Origin of the sequence: Solibacillus sp. FSL W7-1464, from assembly GCF_038004425.1 — a bacterium.
Lineage (GTDB): Bacteria > Bacillota > Bacilli > Bacillales_A > Planococcaceae > Solibacillus.
The window spans coordinates 1,820,727-1,838,566 of sequence record NZ_JBBORC010000001.1; the positions used below are offsets into that span (position 1 = coordinate 1,820,727).

Annotated in this window: 24 protein-coding genes and 1 pseudogene; 22 read left to right on the top strand and 3 right to left on the bottom strand. The window is 37.8% G+C overall.

Annotated features, from left to right (window positions below; all coding sequences use genetic code 11):
- Positions 1 to 26: 26 nt before the first annotated feature.
- Both tnpB and tnpA read right to left on the bottom strand, forming a co-directional pair.
- Complete coding sequence (gene tnpB, locus MKZ25_RS08820) at positions 27 to 380, bottom strand: IS66 family insertion sequence element accessory protein TnpB (protein ID WP_340800994.1); 354 nt, start codon at positions 378 to 380, stop codon at positions 27 to 29.
- Entirely contained in the window at positions 370 to 687 is a 318-nt protein-coding gene (tnpA, locus tag MKZ25_RS08825) for an IS66 family insertion sequence element accessory protein TnpA (RefSeq protein ID WP_340800995.1), read from the bottom strand. Before tnpA ends, tnpB begins: the two co-directional genes overlap by 11 nt.
- A 256-nt stretch (positions 688 to 943) precedes the next feature.
- Here tnpA and MKZ25_RS08830 point away from each other — a divergent pair, with 256 nt between their 5' ends.
- From MKZ25_RS08830 to MKZ25_RS08855, 6 genes are all read left to right on the top strand, one after another.
- Positions 944 to 2,068: an IS4 family transposase gene (locus MKZ25_RS08830; protein WP_340801179.1), complete on the top strand. Its 1,125-nt coding sequence runs from the start codon at positions 944 to 946 to the stop codon at positions 2,066 to 2,068.
- A gap of 142 nt (positions 2,069 to 2,210) precedes the next feature.
- Positions 2,211 to 2,903 (top strand): hypothetical protein, encoded by a 693-nt coding sequence (locus tag MKZ25_RS08835; RefSeq protein WP_340801180.1) that lies wholly within the window; start codon positions 2,211 to 2,213, stop codon positions 2,901 to 2,903.
- The gene (locus tag MKZ25_RS08840) at positions 2,896 to 3,561 is read left to right on the top strand and encodes a hypothetical protein (RefSeq protein ID WP_340801181.1); all 666 of its coding nucleotides are present in this window, start codon (positions 2,896 to 2,898) and stop codon (positions 3,559 to 3,561) included. Before MKZ25_RS08835 ends, MKZ25_RS08840 begins: the two co-directional genes overlap by 8 nt.
- A gap of 926 nt (positions 3,562 to 4,487) precedes the next feature.
- Entirely contained in the window at positions 4,488 to 6,029 is a 1,542-nt protein-coding gene (istA, locus tag MKZ25_RS08845) for an IS21 family transposase (protein WP_340800721.1), read from the top strand.
- Positions 6,026 to 6,784 carry an IS21-like element helper ATPase IstB gene (istB, locus tag MKZ25_RS08850; protein WP_293927736.1) on the top strand — a complete coding sequence of 253 codons (759 nt, stop codon included), beginning with the start codon at positions 6,026 to 6,028 and terminating at the stop codon, positions 6,782 to 6,784. Before istA ends, istB begins: the two co-directional genes overlap by 4 nt.
- Positions 6,785 to 7,508: 724 nt before the next feature.
- The gene (locus tag MKZ25_RS08855) at positions 7,509 to 7,700 is read left to right on the top strand and encodes a hypothetical protein (protein ID WP_340801182.1); all 192 of its coding nucleotides are present in this window, start codon (positions 7,509 to 7,511) and stop codon (positions 7,698 to 7,700) included.
- On the opposite strand, the gene MKZ25_RS19850 is transcribed toward MKZ25_RS08855, so the two are convergent.
- Complete coding sequence (locus MKZ25_RS19850) at positions 7,659 to 7,787, bottom strand: hypothetical protein (RefSeq protein WP_445326858.1); 129 nt, start codon at positions 7,785 to 7,787, stop codon at positions 7,659 to 7,661. The two genes, MKZ25_RS08855 and MKZ25_RS19850, sit on opposite strands and share 42 nt — an antisense overlap.
- 166 nt (positions 7,788 to 7,953) lie before the next feature.
- Between MKZ25_RS19850 and MKZ25_RS08865 the strand changes: the two are divergent.
- The 16 genes and pseudogenes from MKZ25_RS08865 to MKZ25_RS08940 all read left to right on the top strand — a co-directional run.
- Positions 7,954 to 8,822 (top strand): annotated as a pseudogene (locus MKZ25_RS08865) (rhodanese-like domain-containing protein); the annotation flags it as partial.
- A 39-nt stretch (positions 8,823 to 8,861) separates the two neighbouring features.
- Complete coding sequence (locus tag MKZ25_RS08870; RefSeq protein ID WP_340718241.1) at positions 8,862 to 9,908, top strand: TlpA family protein disulfide reductase; 1,047 nt, start codon at positions 8,862 to 8,864, stop codon at positions 9,906 to 9,908.
- Between the two features lie 3 nt (positions 9,909 to 9,911).
- Positions 9,912 to 10,223: a thioredoxin gene (gene trxA, locus MKZ25_RS08875; RefSeq protein ID WP_340718242.1), complete on the top strand. Its 312-nt coding sequence runs from the start codon at positions 9,912 to 9,914 to the stop codon at positions 10,221 to 10,223.
- A 153-nt stretch (positions 10,224 to 10,376) separates the two neighbouring features.
- Positions 10,377 to 10,754: a YidH family protein gene (locus tag MKZ25_RS08880; RefSeq protein ID WP_340718243.1), complete on the top strand. Its 378-nt coding sequence runs from the start codon at positions 10,377 to 10,379 to the stop codon at positions 10,752 to 10,754.
- Positions 10,755 to 10,882: 128 nt separating this feature from the next.
- A complete protein-coding gene (locus MKZ25_RS08885) occupies positions 10,883 to 11,089 on the top strand; it encodes a hypothetical protein (RefSeq protein ID WP_340718244.1) in 207 nt (68 codons plus the stop codon).
- Between the two features lie 50 nt (positions 11,090 to 11,139).
- Complete coding sequence (locus MKZ25_RS08890) at positions 11,140 to 11,550, top strand: OsmC family protein (RefSeq protein WP_340718245.1); 411 nt, start codon at positions 11,140 to 11,142, stop codon at positions 11,548 to 11,550.
- Entirely contained in the window at positions 11,543 to 12,127 is a 585-nt protein-coding gene (locus MKZ25_RS08895; RefSeq protein WP_340718246.1) for a TlpA disulfide reductase family protein, read from the top strand. Before MKZ25_RS08890 ends, MKZ25_RS08895 begins: the two co-directional genes overlap by 8 nt.
- Positions 12,128 to 12,158: 31 nt before the next feature.
- On the top strand, positions 12,159 to 12,911 hold the full coding sequence (locus MKZ25_RS08900; protein WP_340718247.1) for a cytochrome c biogenesis CcdA family protein: 753 nt from the start codon (positions 12,159 to 12,161) through the stop codon (positions 12,909 to 12,911).
- 104 nt (positions 12,912 to 13,015) lie between these two features.
- Complete coding sequence (locus MKZ25_RS08905) at positions 13,016 to 13,699, top strand: response regulator transcription factor (RefSeq protein ID WP_340718248.1); 684 nt, start codon at positions 13,016 to 13,018, stop codon at positions 13,697 to 13,699.
- Complete coding sequence (locus MKZ25_RS08910) at positions 13,686 to 14,765, top strand: sensor histidine kinase (RefSeq protein WP_340718249.1); 1,080 nt, start codon at positions 13,686 to 13,688, stop codon at positions 14,763 to 14,765. The genes MKZ25_RS08905 and MKZ25_RS08910 overlap by 14 nt, the downstream gene beginning before the upstream one ends.
- A 557-nt stretch (positions 14,766 to 15,322) precedes the next feature.
- Entirely contained in the window at positions 15,323 to 15,583 is a 261-nt protein-coding gene (locus tag MKZ25_RS08915; RefSeq protein WP_340718250.1) for a metal-sensitive transcriptional regulator, read from the top strand.
- Positions 15,584 to 15,632: 49 nt separating this feature from the next.
- A complete protein-coding gene (locus tag MKZ25_RS08920; RefSeq protein ID WP_340718251.1) occupies positions 15,633 to 16,109 on the top strand; it encodes a DsrE/DsrF/DrsH-like family protein in 477 nt (158 codons plus the stop codon).
- 10 nt (positions 16,110 to 16,119) lie between these two features.
- Positions 16,120 to 16,461 carry a rhodanese-like domain-containing protein gene (locus MKZ25_RS08925; protein WP_340801183.1) on the top strand — a complete coding sequence of 114 codons (342 nt, stop codon included), beginning with the start codon at positions 16,120 to 16,122 and terminating at the stop codon, positions 16,459 to 16,461.
- A 12-nt stretch (positions 16,462 to 16,473) separates the two neighbouring features.
- Positions 16,474 to 16,770 (top strand): rhodanese-like domain-containing protein, encoded by a 297-nt coding sequence (locus MKZ25_RS08930; protein ID WP_340801184.1) that lies wholly within the window; start codon positions 16,474 to 16,476, stop codon positions 16,768 to 16,770.
- A 50-nt stretch (positions 16,771 to 16,820) separates the two neighbouring features.
- Positions 16,821 to 17,381 carry a sulfurtransferase TusA family protein gene (locus MKZ25_RS08935; protein ID WP_340718254.1) on the top strand — a complete coding sequence of 187 codons (561 nt, stop codon included), beginning with the start codon at positions 16,821 to 16,823 and terminating at the stop codon, positions 17,379 to 17,381.
- A 1-nt stretch (position 17,382) separates the two neighbouring features.
- Positions 17,383 to 17,778: a DsrE/DsrF/DrsH-like family protein gene (locus tag MKZ25_RS08940; protein WP_340718255.1), complete on the top strand. Its 396-nt coding sequence runs from the start codon at positions 17,383 to 17,385 to the stop codon at positions 17,776 to 17,778.
- Positions 17,779 to 17,840 lie beyond the last annotated feature (62 nt).

Genomic DNA, 17,840 nt, shown 5'->3' on the forward strand with positions numbered 1-17,840 from the left:
TCGACCTGATTAGCCGAATTCCTTTTTCAAATGACAACTTTAGCAGAAATCTTCATATGTGAGGATTTTTGATTCATAGGTAACCCTTCGAGTAACCATTTAAATTGCCTGCCTGAAATTTTCAATGGCGTAGTCGCTTCATCGGGCCAGTCAAACAGGCCATCTTCTAAACGACGATAAAAGAGCCAAAATCCATTATGGTCCCAGTGAAGGATTTTTAATTTATCCTTTTTTCGGTTACAGAATACAAAGAGATGCGATGAAAAGGGATCAAGCTGAAAGCTTTCTTGTACAATTGCAGCGAGACCATCCACGGATTTCCGTAAATCTGTTGGTCCACACGCAATGAACACTTGATCCATTCTTAAATTAGTGAACATGATGTTGGACAACCTGAAGGACTTTCGTTAAAGTCGCTTCATCAAAATCGGGTGGACAGTCAATGGTGATGCCATTTAATTTAATCGTAATGGGAATCGTTTCAGGTAGAACAGGCTCTTGTACAACAACAGGTAACCACTGAGCAGGTTGAATTTTTGTCTGCGTCCGTGATTTACGCAGCCACTGATACATACTTTGAACAGGTACATTTTCTTTTGCGCACCAAGCAGCAACGCTTGCTTCACCACTCGTGTGGAAAGCTTGAATACGAGATTGCCACATCAGCTGACGTTCTGATCGTTTCATAAAAAAACCTCCAACTTCATTCATTGTCATGATTGTCTCATGGCCATTGAATTCGTTGAAGGTGTGCTATATTTGGCGCTTACAAAGAAAAGGAAAAAAGAATAGATTAATCGATAAATATCACTAGCGTCGCATTAAAATAATTCAACGCTATAAATAAAACTGAATTTTCTGCAATATAATCCAGGCACAAAAAAATCCTTTATAATGGTTGGGCGGTAGTAAACCATCCAAATCCAAAATAAAGGACAATCGCATGGATAAGTTTACACGAAAAACATCATTTGAACAATGGTTTTCCCCTATTACCTCGACAAAATTAGAGGAATTGGTTGAATTCTATCAATTAAATTACTATACAAAGAAGTTACACGTCGTTTCATTTCTTAAATTATTGTTGTTTGCGCAGCTGAATGAAACCGAAAGTCTGCGTGCTGTCAGTGATACATTATTTTCAGACGACCTTCAAAAAGCGACGGATTTAGAATCAATTAGCTTTTCACAGTTAGGGCGTCGGTTAAATCAAGTGCCGACAGATGTGTTCCAGCAGGTATTTCTCGATTTAGTCGCACAAATTCATGAGAAATCACATTTTGAACAACGTCGAAAAGTGACGACACCACTCAAAATTATCGACTCGAGTACGTTGCCATTGAATTTGAACAATCACAAATGGGCTGAATTCCGTAAAACAAAGTCGGGAATCAAACTCCATTTACGTCTGGTTTACTTAGAAAAGGGCTGTTCGTATCCTGACAAAGCCGTGCTGACAAACGCAAAAGAACATGATCGAGGCCAATTAGAAGTGCTAATTGACGACAAAGAATGCATGTACGTGTTCGACCGAGGTTACTTAGATTATGAGCGATTCGACCGCATGACAGACGACGGCTATTTCTTTGTCTCACGCTTGCGCAAAAACGCTGTCACACGTGTGATAGAGCCATTTGAGCTACCCGAAAATTCAGCGGTATTATCCGATGAAATGATTCTGATTGGTACGACGCAAAATCGTGCCGAAAATGCCTTTCGTCTCATCAAAGTACTGGATTCAAAGGGAAATGAGCTACATTTGATTACGAATCGTTTTGATTTAAGTGCAGACGAAATCGCTGAGTTGTACAAATCACGCTGGGCCATCGAGCTGTTCTTCAAATGGATGAAACAGCACTTAAACATTAAAAAGTTTTATGGGCAAAGTGAACAAGCTGTGCATAATCAAGTGTATATCGCGATGATCGTCTACTGCTTAAACGTACTGGCTCAGCTCCATACAAATAGTTCACGGACATACTTACAAATCAGTCGGTATTTAAAAGCAGCCCTATGGAAACCAGCGAAAATTTGGATTCGAAAAATCAAAGGAAATGCCGTCCCATAAAGAGTTTCACATTTCTGTCGCCCTCGCCAAAGGATATAGTAAAAAAATGGATGTTTACTACCTCTACTTGCGTGTCTTCGTTTTTCTTCTCAAAAGGGAAAGTTAGAAAACAGAAAATTCAGTAAATATTTACGCGACGGTAGTGGATAAATATATACAACGAATATTGGACGATTTTTATTCTCATGTAATTCAAAATGAATCATTAGAAAAAATTAATTTAGGAGACACCAGACACTTTGCAATTATGAATATGTTCTTGCAAGGATTCAATATGTTATCAATTGCTAGAATGGCTGGTCACGATAATTTGGAAATGCAATTCAACTATTATTCTCATATAGACCATTATGTACAATCACAGGTTTATTTACTTGCACAAAAGAAACTTGAATTAAACATTGAAAATAACATAGGTAAAACCATAAACAATACTTCAAGATATTTATACGATAAGGGATTAATTTATGAAGATATCGTGCTCGAAAAACTAAGAAAAGTAGATTTCGGATACTGTAGTAATCTTGATTTCCCGAATGATTGTGTTGGTGAATGTAAAGTATGTCAACCTTTTTATATATTTAAACCAGCTGTAAATGATTTAGAAGAAGGGTTAAAGTGGTTAACCGATTACTCGCAATCTATTCAAAGAAATATACAGGAAGTTACTGAAATGATGTTTTCACTTAGCAAAAATATGTTTTATGATTTTCAGAACCATAAGTATCAAGAATCTGGGCAAACTAAATTGAATTCTGCTTCCTCTCAACTAACAAGATTAATGGACCAGAGATCTACTGTTGAAGCATGGATTAGGAGATATAAAGATGAGTGAAACTAAAGAGCCTGGGCGCCCTAAAAAAATTAGTGATGAAAAATTAAAAGAAATCGCACTTAGCATTAAACATAAAAATGGGAGGAAAAAAATTACTTTTCAATTTCTTCAAAATGAAACGGGTATTGGAAGACAAACGTGGAAACGCAGAATTGAGGACTATATTAATGAACTAAATAAGCCAATTATTCTACCTACTAACGCTACATTGGAAGGTGTTTACTTTCCAAATATTGAAGATATTTTTGAACGACATAATAACAACAAAACAAAAATTATCGACGAATTTTACCATTTTGAAGAAATGTTTCGGCAAACTTTTCAAGAATTAACTTCATTAAAAGAAAAAATGGTTCATTTGGAACAATTACCATATATAGTTGAAAAACAGAAAGAAGAAATAAAATTAGCTAAACAGAAGGCCATCCATTATGAGAATTTATACAAAACTTTAATCCTTACTAGTAGCTTTTCTCATCTTCGTGACCATAAAAACATTCAAGGAGATTTATTACAATTCAATAGTGGAACTGAACATCATATGACAGTAGAAGAAAATGAATTTAATAAAATGTTTACTTCTGAAGGCCAAAAATCTGCTGAAGATTCCATTAAAAATCTAAGTACAATGTTTCCTGATTTATTTAAAGAGGAATAAATTCATATTCTCCAAAATAACTTGGGGTCTCGTCAGAAAAGTAAAGTACTATGGATATACAAATATATGAAGGCTTAATTCACAGTGTAATTACAGGGTGGTTTATTAGTTATTTCATTTATAGGATACACGGCAGCTCATGGCGATTAAGTTGTGCTTAATACATGGTTGAGAATCTTTTAAGGATAACAAATAAAATTATTGAATATATTTATATACTTCCAAAAGAATTAAAATAGAACTTGAACAAATAACCATAGAAGAAAGCAAGACGAAGTTAAAAAAGTATTGAATTTACTTAGTTCTTAAATCCATAGAAGAATCCGTTTGATCAATCTTTTTTTCAAAATGGATTCTTTTTTTTCAGCAATTTGAAGAGCTACTCTTCTTTAAATCTAAACTATATACACCTGTCTCCGTTAAATATAGCTCTACTTTAAGAGTGCAGTTACTCCGTTTATTTGTGGTCCTTACGTTGATCCTCTTTACTCGACTTAACTTCATTGATGATGATTTTCTCCTCGTTATATTCAATCACATCAACACGTTATTTATTAGGTAACACGACCTCACTTGCTACATACATCGCATTGATTTCAAAATTTTAGATTAGGTACATCCACGTTCGTAATCACACTTGAAATAATGCCCGTACTATAATTCGGTAGGCGTGGTGCTCGGCAAAATCAAAAAGTGAATGGATTCCCCAAATTACTCGTCATTTAAATCAACAATTTTTTCTTGTCACATGTTTTGAATATTGCGATCAAAAAAGACCACTAGTGCGGAACATTAAGCCACTCAATGCGGACAATTGAGCCACCGAGTGCGGAAACTTTGAGCCACTTACATATATTCCCTTAAACCTCCTGTATAATGAAGGAGCATGCCACCCAGCATGACACTTCAGAACAGGAGGATTTTTTATGATTGATTACCGTAAAATACTAGCTCTTTCCTTTGATGGCATTAGCCAAAGAACGATTAGCGCTAGCACCGGACACTCTCGCAATACCATATCTGACGTAATCCAACGTGCGAGAAATCTCAGGATTACTTTGTTAAACGACACGATGACAAACGCTTGGCTAGAGGAATATCTTTACCCCGAGAAACAGCCAATTGAAAAAGGCTATTATCCTGTGGATTGGGAGAAGGTGCATAAAGAATTACAGAAAAAGCATGTGACGCTCAAACTTTTACATCACGAGTACGCGCTAGCTGCAAAGGAAGCAGAGAAAATCCCCTATGCCTATCGGACATTCGCTGAAAAATATGGTCATTATGCGCGAAAATTTAAACTAACGATGCCGCTAAGACGCAAGCCAGGTGAAATTATGGAAGTCGATTGGGCTGGTGCAACACTCTCTATTCGAGACCGTGCAACAGGTGAAGAAATGCCTGCGTATGTATTCGTCGCTGCTTTGCCGTACAGCCAAATGATGTATGTAGAAGCTTTTTTAGACATGAAATCGACGAGTTGGTTAACAGCACACATCCATGCCTTCGATTATTTTGGTGGTGTTACGGAAACCCTTGTACCTGATAATTTAAAAACCGGTGTCATTAAAGCGAAACGCGAAGAATCTGTTTTAAATGAGGCATACCGTGAACTGGCTGATCACTATCGTACAGTTATCGTGCCAAGTCGTGTGCAAAAGCCAAAAGATAAGCCAAGTGCCGAAGGTAGCGTAGGACATGCCTCAAGACAAATCATCGCTGCATTACGCAACGCACAGTGTTTTCACATTAACGAGCTGAATCAGTATATCGCTGAAAAATTAGAAGAAATCAACACAACCGATTTTCAAAAACGTCCAGGAACACGAAAAAGCGTATTTGAGGAAGAAGAGAAAAGCACTCTCCAGCAACTGCCTCAAACACGCTTCAAAATGACGGAATGGAAAACCGCCAAGGTTCAACTGAACTACCACATCCAAGTTGAACGCATGTATTATTCCGTCCCTTACGAATACGCCCGTGAATCGGTCGATATTCGTTTAACAACAGATCTAATTGAAGTGTACTTTAAAGAAGCACGAATTGCATCCCATAAACGATTAAAAGGTGAGATAGGACAATATTCTACAAACATTGATCATATGCCAGATCACCATCGTTCTTACGTAGAACATAATCCTGAAAACGTAACTAAATGGGCAACAACCATCGGTTCATTTACGGAAAAATATGTCGCGTATATTTTAGAAAATCATGTAGAGAAAAAAGCACTCCAAATTTTAAGTACATTACAAAACATGGTGAAGAAATATACGGCAGAAGAACTTGAGCAAGCCATTAAGACGTTACTTGAAATCTCATCAAGCCCCTCTAATACAGTTTTAAAAGGCCTATTAGAAAGAACAAAACAGGCTTCAAAAACAAAGAGCGTACCATCCATAAAAACTTCGAATGAAAATCACGGATTTACACGTGGTGCTGCTTATTTCGGGAGGGAGAAAAAATGAGTAAACAAGAAACACTACGTAAGCTTTCAGAAATGGGTTTAAGCGCAATGGCGGAACTCTATCAGGAAATCAACCAAAATCCAGCCTATCGTGATATGGATTTTAATGATCTTTTTAGTCTCTTAACAGATACAGAATATGATCGCCGCAAATCGAATAAACTCGCTCGTTTAATCAAACAAGCGACGTTCAATGAGCCGTCGGCTGCCATTGAAGATATTGAATACCATCCAGATCGCCGTTTAGATAAAAACCTCATCTTAGAATTAGCTACAGGAAACTACATTCAAAATCACCACAACATCATTTTAATGGGCGCTTCAGGCAACGGAAAAAGCTATATAGCCAATGCATTCGGTGTTCATGCCTGCCGTCAATTTCACAAAGTTAAATATATACGCCTCCCGGAACTACTAGATGAACTAGCTGTAGCGAAATATGAAGCAGATGGCAGCTACCGAAAACTTATTCAGCATTACAAAAAAATCGATTTACTCATTATAGACGAATGGCTTTTAACAGACCTATCAGAGGAACAAGTTTTAAACGTTTTCGAAATTGTGGAGGCTCGTTTAAAAAAGGCTTCAACTATCTTCTGTTCTCAATTTGCGCCGGAAGGCTGGTACGCGAAACTTGGCCATGCCCAAATCGCAGACGCTATCTTAGACCGTATTGTACATGATTCTTACCACATTTTAATTGATGGCGAAGTCTCGATGCGCGAGCGCCATGGTCTAAAACCACTTAAGCGATAGATTATTTTCAAATTAAAAAGGAAAACAACTAGCTGCAATTTCAGTAGTTGTTTTCCTTTTCTTAATAGTGGCTCAATTGTCCGCAATCGGTGGCTCAAAACTCCGCATTCACTGGCTTAAAGTTCCGCACTGCTGGCTCAAACGCTCCGCAGTACTCAGTTTTACCGAAGCTACTATAGACACGATGGCGAAGCACTTAATAGCCGTTTTTATGAACGCCCAAGTAATAGAGTAGGGGTTGTTATATTGCTTGTAAACTAAGGCGGTTATTTTCCTGTAATCATCTTCCCGCCACCTTTTTAAAAAAAGTGTACCATGCATTTTGGAATACATAGTTAGATATAGAGTAATCAAGTTAGTGACCTTAAGTATGTATCTTTTTAATACACATTATTTAACCAGGAATTCTTTCATATTTGAATTGAAGATTGGCTAAATAAAATAAAATGCTACTAGCGATTAAAGGAGATACTTTAGTTAGGAAACTAATGGTAAGGGGTAAGTAGGTAGAGAAGCTTTCATAAGAGAAGATAGGACAAGCTTGAACGAGCACTAGAATCTTAATATAAAAACAGTTGACAAAATACCCTGTAGGGTATAATATTTGTGTTAGAAATAGATTATTTGCAAATTTAAGAAGAGGCAGAGGAGGGTTCATGATGAAAAAAGTAGTCATAATTGGTGGAGTTGCTGGCGGTGCTTCCTCAGCAGCAAGAAATTATTAATGATGACACCGGATTCATTTGAAGAAAAGCATAATATTGACGCCCGTGTAAATAGTGAGGTAATTGCGATTAACCGAACCGACAAAACGGTGACAGTGAAAAACGTTGTAACTGGTGAACAATCGGCAGAATCATACGATAAATTAGTATTATCGCCTGGAGCTAGTCCGATGGCCATCTCCTACAATTAATTCCACACCATGATCTACCATTTCCTTATGCAAAATTTGAACCATGTCATCATCAAATGGTGTTAAAATTTGTGGAGCAAACTCCACAAGGGATACCGAAAGCCAGCTAAACGTAGATTTTCAGCTACTTCAACGCCAATAAAGCCCCCAAGAACCGCAATATTTTGCGCATCTTGCTTAACAACGGCTTTTTATAAACGCTCGATATCTACGACTTTTCTAACGGTAAAGACATGCGGTAAATCACTACCCGGTAATTTCGGCAGGCGATGCCATTGAGGTGTACCACCGCTAAATGAACAAGCAAACGCGTCTGGCGTTAGCCGGACCTGCACAACGTCAAGCCCGTGCAGTAGCAGATCATATGTATGGAATGACGGTTACAAATAAAGGGGTAATTGGCTCATCCAGTATTCAAGTTTTTGATTATGCAGCAGCTGCAACAGGTTTAAATGAGCGTACAGCAAAGTAAAGTGGATTGTCGGTCGATGCGGTGTATGTCATTACACTGGATAAAGTTGGATTGATGCCTTCGAGTAATCCACTACATTTTAAACTAATTTACGAGGTGCCAACGAGTCGCATCATTGGGGCACAAGCTTATAGGTAAGGGCATTGCCTATAAACGAATTGTTGTTATTGCTACGCTTATTACGATGAACGGGACGATTGAGGACTTAAAGAAATTAGAGCTTTCATATTCACCGATGTTTTCAACAGCAAAGGATGTCGTGAATTTAGCGGCATTAGTTGCAACAAACTTAATGGCAGGACGCTTTAAGCAAGTACGTGTGAGTGACGTACGTGATTTAGTGGAAGAAGAAGCGTATATTGTCGATGTACGTGAAGTAAATGAGTTTGCACAAGGTGCCTTAAAAGGGCAGTCAATATTCCATTAAGTGAGTTACGTGCACGTTTGCATGAAATTCCGACAGATGTACCAGTTTATGTGCACTGTGTTCATCACAGCGTAGCTATAATGCAGTAATGGAATTGAATAATAATGGGTATAAAAATGTTAAGAATATTTCAGGTTCGTTTTTAGGAATTTCTTTATTTGAGTATTACCAGGATCAAGCAAAAAACCGTGATCCGATTGTGACAAATTATAATTTTAAATAAGCTATAGAGAGCCAACTGTTGGTAGAGAGGAATTTTCAGATGACGTATATATCTTTAGGACAAGTAAATATTCCGATCGCATGGCTCGCTTTCTTACTTGCTATTTTTTATAGCGATTTTAGAAGTCGGAAGGCAGGTGTAGCAACAAATAAATTATTAGAGCAACTTGTCATTACCTATATTCTCGTTTGGAAGTTCAGCTATATCCTATTTTCTTTACCTGACTTTATAAAAGCACCGTTATCACTAGTTTATTTTGACGGAGGGCTAAGAGGACATATTCTCGCATTAGTGGTGCTTGCTTTTATTCTATTAAGAAAAAGACAAATACTAGTATGGGCAGATATTTGGATATACTGGGCAAGGGTTGTGGCTGTAATTAACGTCATTAGTTTAGGGTTTCAGGAGCACTGGCTGCTTGCGGTGATCTGGCTTTTGGCCCTTGTACTTGTTGAAAGAAAATATCAACACGGGCTGTTACTCGGACAGTTTTTACTACTAGCATGGTTGAATGGCTTTACGAGTAGTCTAACACTCGTCCATCTTTTTGTTTTGTTAACAGTGTATCTAAAAACAAAGCAAGCACAGTATTTGGTTATTACGGGTATTTTAAGTTTAGTGGCAATGATGCTTGTGGATGTAGAGAGAGCAACTGAAACAATAGCCCATGAAATGATTGATTTACCGACAACGACCGGGGAAATGTATAATTTATCGGAGCAAGAGCAGAAACTGACCATAGTTAACTTCTTCGCAACCTGGTGTCCACCATGTAAAGCAGAAATGCCACACTTGCAAAGCTTTGCGGGAAATTTACCGGCGGGGGTAGCGCTCATCGGGGTGAACTTAACAGACCGTGATAATGGCGAGCAGGCATTGGCTAATTTTATGGAAACTTATGAAGTGACCTATCCAATTTTAATGGATGAAACAGATGAAGTAGGAACTGCCTTTCGGGTAATGTCCATTCCGACAACCGTGCTACTTAATGCACAAGGTGAGGAACTGGAGCGCATCGTAGGCCCTGTCAGTGAAGAGGGCTTGCGCCAATTAATCAAAAAACATCAAACATATTTGGAGGAATAAAACATGGCTATTGTACATGCAACAGATCAAACATTTGAACAAGAAATTTCAAACGGTGTCGTATTAGTGGACTTTTGGGCAGCCTGGTGCGGTCCATGTAAAATGATTGCGCCAGTTTTAGAGGAAGTGGATGCAGCAATCGGCAACGAAGTGAAAATTGTGAAGGTAGACGTAGATACGAACCAAGTTACAGCAGCGAACTATCAGATTATGTCAATTCCATCGTTGTTAGTATTTAAAGACGGTGAATTAAAAGGCAAGACTGCGGGCTTCATGCCAAAAGAAGATTTAATTGATTTTATTCGGCAATATTAATGGTCAAAGAAGCCATATACAGCAAATGTGTATGGCTTTTCTAGTGTCCTTTTGTAAAGATTTTACCGCTCTATTAAACAGATGCTTTTTAAAGCTGGCTATAGAGTTAAACAAATTATTTCTATTTTTAGAGTAAAAGGAAGAGGTGAAAAAATGAAAAAAGACCAAACGGAGATTAATCAAATCCAGTATGCACAACAGCATTTGGCCAATGAGCGAACGTACTTGGCTTGGGTACGAACAGCTATTGCCATTGTAGGAGTGGGCTTTTTAGCAACAAGCTTGCATTTTACAATTGGAAACATACGAAATGCGTGGGTAGATGTGTTGTCAATTATTTTAGGTATTTTCTCTGGCATTTTAGGTATTATCGTCATTTATATTACAAATCGTAATTATAAAAATAAAGAGCAAGGGATTATGAATGGAAAGTTTCAGCCATCTAGTGCACATATTAATTTATTATCCATACTGATGATTATTTTTATTTTATTAATCATTAATTATTTCATGTTTATATTATGGGCATGATAAAATCGGTTTTTTTATAAAGCTATCTATCTATAAAAGAATGAAGAGAACCGATTTTGGTTCATTTAGATTAAGTAATAATTGAAGAAGATGCAAAAGGCTATATAGCTGAAAATGAAGATACTTCAATGGCAACAATTGATGAAATTCGTGCACTAGCAATCGAACGTCATCAAAAGAAAATGATGAAAGATGGCGAAGCACATAATCATGACCATTCAAATGAAGGTGAATGGTCATGCAGAAATGACTTCTTCAGAGGAAGCAAACGAATAGTTCCATCCAGTTGCGAGCAAGTGAATGATTCATTTGCTTGCTTTTTTTGTATATATTAACGAAATTTTCACATTTCTCCTCCATACTTCAAGTGAAGGGAGTGGGTGAAATGCAATTTGTTTATGAACAGGAGCGATTGATTGGGCAGTTGTCATTTGGTGAGTTGTACACGTCTACGAATCCACTAAAAGGTTATAAGCCGTATGAGTTACTTCTCGCCTCGTTGACGACGTGTAGTGGATCGTTACTAGTGATGCTGTTACAAAAGATGCGTCTTCATTTTGTAGAGGTTTCATTTACATCAGAGGGGCATCGTAATCCAGAGATGGCGAATCGAATCGAAGCGATTGTCATCACAGCACACGTGTCATTTAACGAGGAAGTGAAGGGAGAGCAACTAGCGAAGCTTGAAAAGTTGGTTGTAAAAAATTGTGGGATGATTCAAACGGTCATCGAAGCGGTGGATATCAAATTTACGATTGTACCCGCTACAGCAAAGGGGAAGAAAGAGCATGATTAAGAAATTGTTAGCGATTGTACTCCTCGTTTTACTTGGAGGCTATGCTACTTGGGATTACTTAGCCGGTGAGAAGACAAAAAAAGTGAACGAACCGACTCAAGAAATGATGGATGCTCCAGAAGAACAGGTTGAGACGGGAGCAATTACGTCCGACATTCCTGTGGCACAGGATTTTACGCTACCGACTTTAAATGGGGAGCCAGTAAGTTTGTCGGATTCGAAAGGGAAAATTACAATCGTCAATTTCTGGGCAACATGGTGTCCACCTTGTCGAGAAGAAATGCCCCATATGCAAAGTTTTTATGAGAAGCATCATGAAGAGGTTGAAATTCTAGCTGTCAATGTAAAAAATATGGATGATGGTCGACCAGCAATTGAGCAATTTGTGCAGGAGCATGAGCTAACATTTCCGATTTTACTCGATGAAAGTGGAGAGGTTGGTCTCACGTATGAAATCATGACGCTGCCAACGAGCTATATTTTAGATGCGGAAGGACGTGTTTTTCAAAAAATTATCGGAGCAATGGATGAGCAAGTAATGAATGAATTAGTTGAAGCCCTTCGTTCCTATGAATAATAAAATTGATTAGAAAAGTAGGTGGGAAATCATGATTGAAACAGATACGGTCCTCATCGTGGGAATTCTTTTAGCATTCGGGGCCGGGGTGCTGTCATTTTTATCACCCTGTGTATTACCTTTATTCCCAGCGTATCTCTCTTATATTACAGGGATTAGTGTCATGGAAATGCAAGCCGATCAAACGGCAGCAATTCGGAAAAAAATATTGATCCATTCAGTTACCTTTTTAGCAGGAATCGGCGTGGTTTTCATTAGTTTAGGTGCAAGTGCCTCCTATTTTGGACAGTGGCTACAGCATTTATTTATTGGGCAAACGGCAACACTCATTCAGCAATTAGCGGGTATTTTTATCGTCTTTATGGGCTTAATTGTGGCAGGATGGCTGACGATTCCAGTACTTATGAAAGAAAAAAGACTCCATGTGGCGAAAAAACCAACAAGTTATGTCGGAACATTTTTTGTGGGCTTAGGCTTTGCGGCAGGATGGACGCCGTGTATTGGACCGATCTTTGCGTCAATTTTATTATTAGCAGCGACGAATCCAGGAGCAGGCTTAGTGTATACTCTCATGTATGTGATTGGCTTTGCCGTGCCTTTTATCCTGTTAACGTTTTTCATCGGGAAATCAAAGTGGATTGTGAAAAAAAGTGGTCTTCTGATGAAAATTGGTGGCATTATGATGATTTTCATGGGGATTTTATTGTTTTTTGGCCAAATGTCCCAACTGAGTATTTTTTTATTACGCTTAATAGAAGGAACATGGCTTTCTAATTTAGGTTAGTTCAGTTGATAGTGCGAGCATTCAATTTTCGGTACAATAAAATAAGAATTTTTTGTTGATTGAAGGGAGGTGTCTCCCTTCAACCAACAGGACGAGGGGGTACTATGAAACAAAAAATACTAATTGTAGAAGACGATCAAATGATTCGTAACCTCATTAAAATTTATTTACAAAAAGAAGGTTATGAGGTCGTAGAAGCAGACGATGGTGAGGTGGCGAAGTCTGTTTTTCTTAACGAGCATCCGTGTTTAATTGTGTTGGATTTGATGTTACCGAAAGTCAGTGGGGAACTGCTTTGTGAATGGGTCAAGGAGCAAGGAAGAAATGAAGTGTCGATCATTATGTTAAGTGCGAAAGTGCAGACAGCTGACAAAATTCATGGGCTACGACTCGGTGCAGACGATTATATGACGAAACCGTTCGACCCAGAGGAACTAGTGGCACATATTGAGGCAGTTTTACGGCGAACAGGACAGTTTTGTCAAAAGATTACTTATGATGGACTTTGTATTAAGCCAAGAAAAGGAGAAGTCCTACTATATAATCAAAAACTCCGTTTAACGAAGCATGAGTTTCAATTGCTATTTCATTTGATGGATAATCCAAATATTATTATGCCCCGAGAAAGGTTAATCGAATCGTTATATCCGTATCTTGAGAAAGACGTGATGGAGCGAACGATTGATGCCCATATCAAAAAACTACGTGAGAAAATTGAAGAAAACCCAAGTCGACCGAAAAGAATTCAAACGGTACGAGGAATGGGGTATAAGTTTGTTACGAAATAGATGGGCGAGATTTTTATCAAAAAAGTTGTTATGGCGGTTAACATTCGTCAATAGTTTGATTATCAGCGCATTTATTTTGTTTGCGTGCTGGGCGATTTATGAAGCAACTTGCATAGTTGTAGACGAGAATGTTGCGATTCAAGAAGGAAAAATTATTAAAGATATATTATTGCAGTACATAGGGATTTTCGTTGTATTATTTACTGCTTTTGTGGTATCACTTCAGTATTTTTTTACACGTCATCAATTACAACCGTTACGTGAATTAATGGAGTCGATGGAAAAGTTGAAGCAAGGCAAAGAAGTACAAAATGTTCGCTCAGAGTATGAAGATGAAATCACCGCGTTGATGGATCAATTTAATGACTTGGTCAACCAGTTAGAATCTAATAAAAAGCAACGTCATCAGCGTTTATCAGAGTTTTCTCATGAATTTCGTACACCTTTAACCAACATTAATGGCTATCTAAAGGCTCTTCAAACGGGCGTGATTTCTGGGAATCCAGAGCTCTTTCAAGCATTGCATCAAGAATCGAAGCGTTTAATTTTGATGGTGGAGCAATTAAAATCGATTGAAGAATTGACCTATGCGGAGCAGCAAAAGTATTTACAAAAACAAGACATTGAAATAGCAGACGTCATACATCAAGTTATCCAAATGTTTAGTTGGACAATGAAAAGTAGAAACATCGCGCTCCATGTACAACTAGAGCAGCAAATACTTGAAGTAGATCCATATGGACTTACACAGGTAATGAGTAATCTCATTGAAAACGCCATTCGTTATTACGAAGGGATGAAACCTATTGAAATTGTCGGAAAAAAAATGACGGGTTTTTATGTAATTTCAGTTAGCGGACAAGGAAAAACCATTTCAGAAGCGGAAAACCCATTGATTTTTGAACGTTTTTATCGTGTAGACGCGATAAATCATTCAATAGAGAAAGGGGCAGGGCTCGGACTAGCCATCTCCAAGCAAATTGTTGAACAGCATGAAGGGACGGTTTCGCTTAAGACAGACGGTACTTATCATACCTTTCTTGTAAAGCTCCCACTTCGAAATTAAGGTCGTTTCCTATAGAAACGGCCATATTGAACGATGCTTGCAGTGATGGAGAAACGTATTATGTTTAAGGATTGTAAGTGCCTAGGGGGTACTACTATTTGAGGTATATGAACATAGCGAACTAATTTGGTATTCGGTCGGACGTTTATATTAAAGGACTTCGTACAGATAGCTTATATTTAATTGGTGAACTACGTTCGGCGCAAGTCGTATCATTACTTTTAATTGTAGTAGGATTCTCTGCGATTATTTATCGCCGTTTTTATTTAAAATCGACCGTCACATATCAAGATAAATAATGAAGATGTAAACCAGAGGCTATCTAAAAGTAGCTTCTGTTTTTTAGTTTAGTGTAAAAGTGAATTTATCAATTGACATATACCCTTAGGGGTAGTAGCATATTAAACAGATAGTAATTGCTCTTAAATATTTTTTTAACCTTTATAAATTAATGTTTTTAGAGGTTTTATGAAAGAAGTTTTATTTGTTGACATATACCCGTATGGGTAGTATGATACGAAATAGATAATGAAATGATTTAAAAAAGAGGTGAAATAATGCAATACGATGCAAAGGTTACAGCACGAATGAAAAAGATTGAAGGTCAGCTTAAAGGTATTTTACGTATGATGGATGAAGAGAAAGATTGTAAGGATGTTATCACACAATTAAGTGCCGTTCGCTCAGCTGTTGATCGCACAATTGGTGTTATTGTCACAGACAACTTAGTAGATTGTTTATCGAAAGAAGATGCAGCAAGTTTAGATAAAAATGCAATGGTAAAAGAAGCAGTAGAGTTGTTAGTAAAAAGTCGCTAAGACTTTTTATTTTTAAAATAAATTATACCTATAGGGGTAAGGAGATATTATGGAAAAGAAAAGAACAACAATCGTTTTATTCAGTGGGGATTATGATAAGGCAATGGCAGCGTACATTATTGCAAATGGTGCAGCAGCTTATGATCACGAGGTAACAATCTTCCATACATTCTGGGGTATCAATGCGCTACGTAAACAAGAGCCAGTAGCAGTGAATAAAGGTTTCCTTGAAAAAATGTTTGCTAAAATGATGCCACGTGGTGCGGAAAAACTTGGTTTATCAAAAATGCAAATGCTCGGTATGGGTCCTAAAATGATTAAGCACGTAATGAACAAGCACAACGCATTAACGTTAACGCAACTTATTGAGATGGCACAAGAACAAGATATTAAGCTGGTTACTTGTACGATGACAATGGATTTACTGGGTCTTCAAAAAGAAGAATTATTAGATGGTATTCAGTATGCTGGTGTAGCTGCTTATTTAGCAGATGCTGAAGAAGGTAACGTAAACTTATTCATTTAAGAGGTGACCAATGGAAATTGTAATTTTAATAATCGGAATTGTCGCATTTTTTGCTTGGCGTATGAAGCCAACAAAAGGAGTTAACAATATATCAACTGCACAGCTTAAAACAATGATTAACGATAAAGATAAAGTTTTTGTCGATGTACGCACACCTGGCGAGTATAAGGCACGCAATGCAAAGCAATTTAAAAACATTCCTCTTGGTTCTGACTTTTCAAAGTTGCCAAAGGATAAAGAAATTGTCGTTATTTGCCAAAGTGGAATGCGTTCAAAGCAGGCATGTAAGCAGTTAAAAAAATTAGGGTATACAAAAGTAACGAATGTCCGTGGTGGCATGAGTGCATACTAGGAGGAGTAAATATTGAAAACAATTCAACCAATAGAGGTACAAGCAAAATTAGAAGCTGGCGAAGCATTGAATCTAATCGACGTGCGTGAAGTAGCAGAAGTAGAAGCAGGCCATATTCCTGGTATTACGCACATTCCACTAGGATTACTTGAGTTCCGCATGCAGGAATTAGATAAAAAAATGCCTTATATTATGGTGTGCCGTTCAGGTGGACGGAGTGGTCAAGCAACAATGTTTTTAGAATCACAAGGCTTTGATGTAACGAACATGACAGGCGGAATGCTTGAATGGACGGGCGAAGTGAAGTAAATCTTAAATTTTATTATAAATAATACCATAAGTATAAATGGAGGTTTCTAATGATTAAATCAGACGTACAACTAGATGCAAAAGGTCTAGCTTGTCCAATGCCGATCGTAAAAACGAAAAAAGCAATGAATGATGTGGCTGAAGGGCAAGTGTTAGAAATTCAAGCAACAGATAAAGGCTCTGTGGCGGATTTAGCCGCATGGTCAAAAACAGTAGGTCATCAATACATTGGCTCAAGTGAAGATAACGGTGTGTTCTATCACTATATTCGTAAATGTAATCTTGAAACGAGTGAATCAGCTGAAAAGACATTTGAGCAAACAATTTCAAATGAAGACGCTGTTAACGGTGAAGGGTTAATTTTAGATGTACGTGAAGCAGCAGAATATGCTTTTGGCCACATTCCGGGTGCTAAATCCATTCCAATGGGTGACTTAGCGGACCGTATGAATGAGCTTGATCCAGCACAAACTATTTATGTCATTTGCCGTACAGGCACGCGTTCTGACTTAGCTGCACAGCAATTAGCAGCAGCAGGTTATACAAATATTTATAACGTCTTACCTGGCATGACAGGTTATGAAGGCGAATTACAGAAAGAGGTAAAGTAATATGTCAAACAAAGTAGCAATTATAGCAGCTAACGGTGGTCTTTTCGATGCGTATAAAGTATTCAATATCGCAACAGCAGCAGCCGCTTCTGAAAAAGAAGTAGCGATCTTCTTCACATTTGAAGGCTTAAACTTAATCCACAAGCAAGGGATGCAAGCACTTGAAATGCCTGCAGGAAAAGAGCACTTCGCAGAAGGCTTTGCTAATGCACAAGTACCAGCCATTCCACAATTAGTAGAAATGGCGCAGGAATTAGGCGTGAAATTCATCGCTTGTCAAATGACAATGGATGTTATGGACTTAACGAAAGAAGATTTCGTGGACGATATTGAAGTTGGTGGCGCCGTTACATTCCTAGAATTTGCAAAAGACGCAGCACCGACATTAACATTCTAATGACTAGCATTTTCTTTTCATATATGTAACATATCCATTGGTTCCGGTAGCAATTAGGCTAC

Coding starts and splice junctions, on each gene's coding strand:
- tnpB (WP_340800994.1), bottom strand. CDS start 380: ATGTTCACTAATTTAAGAATGGATCAAGTGTTCATTGCGTGTGGACCA.
- tnpA (WP_340800995.1), bottom strand. CDS start 687: ATGAAACGATCAGAACGTCAGCTGATGTGGCAATCTCGTATTCAAGCT.
- MKZ25_RS08830 (WP_340801179.1), top strand. CDS start 944: ATGGATAAGTTTACACGAAAAACATCATTTGAACAATGGTTTTCCCCT.
- MKZ25_RS08840 (WP_340801181.1), top strand. CDS start 2,896: ATGAGTGAAACTAAAGAGCCTGGGCGCCCTAAAAAAATTAGTGATGAA.
- istA (WP_340800721.1), top strand. CDS start 4,488: ATGATTGATTACCGTAAAATACTAGCTCTTTCCTTTGATGGCATTAGC.
- istB (WP_293927736.1), top strand. CDS start 6,026: ATGAGTAAACAAGAAACACTACGTAAGCTTTCAGAAATGGGTTTAAGC.
- MKZ25_RS08855 (WP_340801182.1), top strand. CDS start 7,509: ATGATGACACCGGATTCATTTGAAGAAAAGCATAATATTGACGCCCGT.
- MKZ25_RS08870 (WP_340718241.1), top strand. CDS start 8,862: ATGACGTATATATCTTTAGGACAAGTAAATATTCCGATCGCATGGCTC.
- trxA (WP_340718242.1), top strand. CDS start 9,912: ATGGCTATTGTACATGCAACAGATCAAACATTTGAACAAGAAATTTCA.
- MKZ25_RS08880 (WP_340718243.1), top strand. CDS start 10,377: ATGAAAAAAGACCAAACGGAGATTAATCAAATCCAGTATGCACAACAG.
- MKZ25_RS08885 (WP_340718244.1), top strand. CDS start 10,883: ATGGCAACAATTGATGAAATTCGTGCACTAGCAATCGAACGTCATCAA.
- MKZ25_RS08890 (WP_340718245.1), top strand. CDS start 11,140: ATGCAATTTGTTTATGAACAGGAGCGATTGATTGGGCAGTTGTCATTT.
- MKZ25_RS08895 (WP_340718246.1), top strand. CDS start 11,543: ATGATTAAGAAATTGTTAGCGATTGTACTCCTCGTTTTACTTGGAGGC.
- MKZ25_RS08900 (WP_340718247.1), top strand. CDS start 12,159: ATGATTGAAACAGATACGGTCCTCATCGTGGGAATTCTTTTAGCATTC.
- MKZ25_RS08905 (WP_340718248.1), top strand. CDS start 13,016: ATGAAACAAAAAATACTAATTGTAGAAGACGATCAAATGATTCGTAAC.
- MKZ25_RS08915 (WP_340718250.1), top strand. CDS start 15,323: ATGCAATACGATGCAAAGGTTACAGCACGAATGAAAAAGATTGAAGGT.
- MKZ25_RS08920 (WP_340718251.1), top strand. CDS start 15,633: ATGGAAAAGAAAAGAACAACAATCGTTTTATTCAGTGGGGATTATGAT.
- MKZ25_RS08925 (WP_340801183.1), top strand. CDS start 16,120: ATGGAAATTGTAATTTTAATAATCGGAATTGTCGCATTTTTTGCTTGG.
- MKZ25_RS08935 (WP_340718254.1), top strand. CDS start 16,821: ATGATTAAATCAGACGTACAACTAGATGCAAAAGGTCTAGCTTGTCCA.
- MKZ25_RS08940 (WP_340718255.1), top strand. CDS start 17,383: ATGTCAAACAAAGTAGCAATTATAGCAGCTAACGGTGGTCTTTTCGAT.